4 protein-coding genes are annotated in these 4,218 nt (G+C 58.3%); all 4 read right to left on the bottom strand.

The window, feature by feature from the left end; genetic code table 11:
* On the bottom strand, positions 1 to 1,010 hold a 1,010-nt coding region (locus tag ENN40_07040), incomplete at its 3' end, for a hypothetical protein (protein HDP95098.1).
* Complete coding sequence (locus ENN40_07045) at positions 1,007 to 2,341, bottom strand: insulinase family protein (GenBank protein HDP95099.1); 1,335 nt, start codon at positions 2,339 to 2,341, stop codon at positions 1,007 to 1,009. The genes ENN40_07045 and ENN40_07040, both read right to left, overlap by 4 nt.
* Positions 2,338 to 3,696, bottom strand: a complete 1,359-nt coding sequence (locus ENN40_07050) for an insulinase family protein (GenBank protein ID HDP95100.1) — start codon at positions 3,694 to 3,696, stop codon at positions 2,338 to 2,340. The genes ENN40_07045 and ENN40_07050 overlap by 4 nt, the downstream gene beginning before the upstream one ends.
* Before the next feature lie 54 nt (positions 3,697 to 3,750).
* Positions 3,751 to 4,074, bottom strand: coding sequence for a hypothetical protein (locus tag ENN40_07055; protein ID HDP95101.1), 324 nt, complete (start codon positions 4,072 to 4,074; stop codon positions 3,751 to 3,753).
* Positions 4,075 to 4,218: the final 144 nt, after the last annotated feature.

Raw genomic sequence — 4,218 nt, forward strand, 5'->3', positions numbered from 1 at the left:
ATGCCGCTGGAATCCGGTCGATGACGATAGGGTGAAAACATGGCCGCGGTAGCCGAACCGATGGTGCCGTCGGCAAAAAGCTTGAGAAACGCGATGCGCACGAAGTCGTCTCCCTGGTTGAAGCGCGCGCCTTTTTGCAGGTGGGCGTCGATTTCTTCGCCATCCAGCCAAACGTGGAAGCGCAGCGTCAATTGACCTTGTGTTTGCAGTCGGCGCAACCGCTCCACCAGTTCCAGGCTGCCCGAGGTGGTGACACTGGTCAAACCCAGTTGATTGGCGTGGCGAATGGCCGCCGCAAGCGGATCTTTGGCTTTTTTTCCCGGGATCACCATATCGGGCGCCTGGATTCCCGCCACCAGGTTTCCCGCTTTTTCTTTCAGGATGCCCGTGGGATTGCCCGCGGTGTCGCGCTGAATTTCACCGCCCTGGGGGTCCGGCGTTTCTTTTGTGATATCGGCCATTTCCAGGGCTTTTGAATTCACCCACACGGAGTGGCCGTCCACGCGGCTGATTACCACCGGGTTTTGCGGCGCCACGATGTCCAGGTCATGACGCGCAGGCCAGGCGCCGTTGGGAAAATAGGCCTGGTTGAAGTGGTACCCCAGAATCAGAGCCCCGGGGGGAGACGCCGCCACCGCCGCCCGCACCTTTGCCTGGATCTCTTCCAGGTTCATGAAACGCAGGCTCATGCGCTCCGAAAGCATTTTGGCCCCGGATTCAAAGTGAACGTGGGCATCGTGAAGCCCGGAAACCACGGTGCAGCCCGCCGCGTCGACGCGCCTGGTGCCGGAACGCGCCAGCCGTTGGATCTCCTTCGCATCGCCGATGGCCAGGATACGGCCATCACGAACCGCCAGATCCGCGCAAACCGGGGCCGGTGATCCAGGAGTTAGGATTTTCGCGCCGCAAAGGATCCAGTCCGCCGCGGCCGCCTCATTATCTTTCTGCGAGCATCCCTGCATCACCAATAGCAGGATCAGAATCAATAGCGGAATTTTTACATGCTTCACTGTTTTTCCTCCTCGGGGTCAAGGCAAACGCCCAGAATCACGCGATGGCGGTTTTGAGCCGACAGGCAGCCGCGCAAAAACACATTCATTTCCTCTATAGACAGGTCGTCCAGACACAGATCGTATTGGTTCACCATATCGATACCCAGCCCGGTGGCGGCAAACGAGCCCAGCCGCCAGGCGGTTTCTCTTTTGGGTTGCAGCCTGCGCCGCCAGTCGACTTTTTCGAGTTCGACGGCCGCGTCCAGTTGCTTGCGGGAAACACCCGTTTCCACCAGTTCGGCAAAAACGGTTTCCATTTCACGGCAGGTCCGGGCAACCTGTTGCGGACCGGTGCGCAGGAACACCACCATTACCCCGCCGCCCAGGAAATGTTTTACTTCACAATCCACCGTGTACGCCAGACCGAGCGGGTCGCGCAGACGCCAGGCCGGCGATCCCGGACCCCCGGCCAGCAAGCGGGCCAACAAACGCGCCTGCACAAAACTCTTGGCTGTGAGCGACGGCAACGCCATGCCCCAGGCCACCAGCGGTTGCAGAAGCTTTCGCCCGCTGTCGCCGGCGGGGGAAACAGCACAGGGGCAGGAAACCGTAGCCGGCGGGGGCGGTTGGGGTGGATTTTTTGCCAATGTCAACTTGAATTGTTCCCGCAACTGCTTTTGCACCTGTTCGGCGTCCAGGTCCGACACCACGGAAATCCACATGCGCGCGGCATGGTAACTCTTTTTTAGGTGGTTGATCACATGCGAACGTGTAATGGCCGTGCGCGTCGCCTCACACCCCATGCCGCCGCCGCCGTAGCCATGGGCGCTAAGGAAATGGTCCACCATGGCCTGCATGACCGCCGTCCGGGGCGAATCGTTCTCCGCGCGCTCGCGGTATTGCATCCATTCCCGGATGCGCTGCAAGCGGATTTTCGTAACCAGGGGGCGATTCAGCATGGACGCCAGAATGGCCAGCGAATCGGCAAAATGATCCGACAGGGTGGTCATGGACAGGACGGCGCAATCCCCCTCCACCCAGGAAGACAATTGGGTTCCCATTTCCATCAGTTTTTTGACATCATCGGCCGAAGGAATCTCCATGGCCGCGCGCGCGGCGAGAAAGGCAAGCCCGCGCAGGTTTCCCGGCACAGTGCGGATTCCGGCGGGAATAATGATTTGAAACACCGTGACCGCCGAATTCGTATCCTGCAAAAAAACGATGTTGAGAGGCGGATCGGTTTGCAGTGTGCGGGGAGAGCGGGGAATATCCGCGCGCGCCGGGGCGGCCACAACCAGCAGGCATAAAATCATGGAGAAACCGGAATGGGTACGTGTGTTTCGTCTCATCGCGCTTTTTCCGGCAGCACCGTGACCATGACATGGGGCGGCTTGAGCAGGTAATCACCGGCCGCGCCGCGTAGCATCGAAGGTGATAGGGCGGACATCCGCTCCAGGAAGCTTTTGGGTTTGCCCAAGCGGTTGAGCAGCAAAAAGCGCGCGTAACTCAGCGCCCGATCCATTCCGTCCTCTCCCCCGGTTTCCGAGCGCAAGCGCAACTGGTTTTCCGCGGTTGCCAGGAAATCGAACACGCCGCGGCGTCGCGCCGGCGGCAGGTCCCGGAGTGAAAAGTCCATGGTGCGAAAGTATTTTAGAAAGCGCATGACCTCATTGCGGGCGCGCTTGACGTGTCCGGGGTCCAACACCATGTGAATCCAGGCGAACCCGCTCTCCTCCAATGCCTGGTAGTTCATCGAAACCGCACTCACCAGTTGAAAGCGGCTGGAGAGACTGGCGCTCAACAGGGAATACCCGCCCTGCCCCAGCATCTGGCTCAGTACGCGCATGGTGACGCGATCCGCATGGTTGTACGCCGGGGCCCGGAATCCGAGCCAGATGTGGGCCTGTTCCACATCCATGGAGCGTTCAATAACGTGTGATTCCGTTAAAGGGGGCAGCGGTGGGACGGCAACACTTTCGCGGTCATTAGCAAACGCCGGCACACGGACATCGCCCAGGCGCTCTTTGATACCGGCGATCACTATTTCCGGTTCCACGTCACCCACCAGCACGATCGCACTTCTTTCGGGCCGAAACAGGGCCTCGTAGTGGCGACTGATCTCTTCTACAGAGATGGAATCCAGGGCCGTGACATCTCCCAGCGCGGAACGCGCATACGGGTGGCCGGAAAACAGGTGGTTCAGCATAACAAACAGCCCCCGGAGTTCCGGATTGTCCTGAACCTCGGCCGTCTCGTTGCGTATGATTTCCCGCTCCCGCTCCAGGTCTTTCTGAAAGAAACGGCGGGCAAAGGTCATTTCCCTGGCCAGACCGACCACGAATTCCAGTTCAGAACGCGGTAGCGTTATTTCAAGAGTGACCAGGTCCCGGTCTGTATGGCCGTTCAGAAAACCGCCACGCTCCCGCAAGCGCTCGGAAAAAGAGGATTGTCCGGTGTTGTCCTTGCCGAACAGAATCAGGTGCTCCATTAAATGGGAAATTCCCCTTTGGACAGCGGGTTCGTACTTGCTGCCGGCGCGGATCGCCACCACCAGGTGAACCAGGGGAAAGTCTGGAAATTGTTCCGCTAACGCGTGGATCCCGTTTTTTAGTATGACCGCGCGGAAAGGGGAATCCTCCGCATTTTCCGCCCAGGTACACAAGAGCAGCGAAAATACCAGCAACAGGGAAACACCTGGCCGCATGCGGTTATTCTATCCCCGGGTCAGCGCGAAGTCAACGCAATCACGTACGTGGCGTTACTGAGTGGCTTTGTGAATCTTTCTTTTCAACCGATGGATTCTGCGCCGGGCATCTTTGATTTCAGCGTGGTTGTGGGCGTCTATGGCGGCGTTGCGCTTTTTCTTTAGTTCCTTGATGCGCGATTTTATGGCGCGTTTATTCAGCCCCACCACCTCACGCTTGACGTGTTTGTCAATACCCAGGGCGGTACACATGGCATCGATCAGGTGTTCTTTTTTCAGTTGCGAGTATCCCGTGAGGACTTCGTGTTCGATTTCAGAAGCCATCTCCCGCAATTGGGCCACGGTCATTTTTTTTAGTTCTTCATAGGTAGGTGCCATTTCTCAATCCTCCTTGTGATCAAACCATCTGCTCTCAACACGGTTTGCCATTTCAACGCCCGCATACGGTACGCTCCCCCCGCTATAGGGAGGTTTTTCTCATTTTAAGCGCACCGAAACGCGTTGTCAATTGTTGCGCACAAC

Source organism: Candidatus Aminicenantes bacterium (assembly GCA_011049425.1).
Lineage (GTDB): Bacteria > Acidobacteriota > Aminicenantia > UBA2199 > UBA2199 > UBA876.

Bases quoted from the DNA above. Each gene is read 5' to 3' on its own strand.
- ENN40_07050 (HDP95100.1), bottom strand. From the start codon at position 3,696: ATGCGGCCAGGTGTTTCCCTGTTGCTGGTATTTTCGCTGCTCTTGTGT.
- ENN40_07045 (HDP95099.1), bottom strand. From the start codon at position 2,341: ATGAGACGAAACACACGTACCCATTCCGGTTTCTCCATGATTTTATGC.
- ENN40_07055 (HDP95101.1), bottom strand. From the start codon at position 4,074: ATGGCACCTACCTATGAAGAACTAAAAAAAATGACCGTGGCCCAATTG.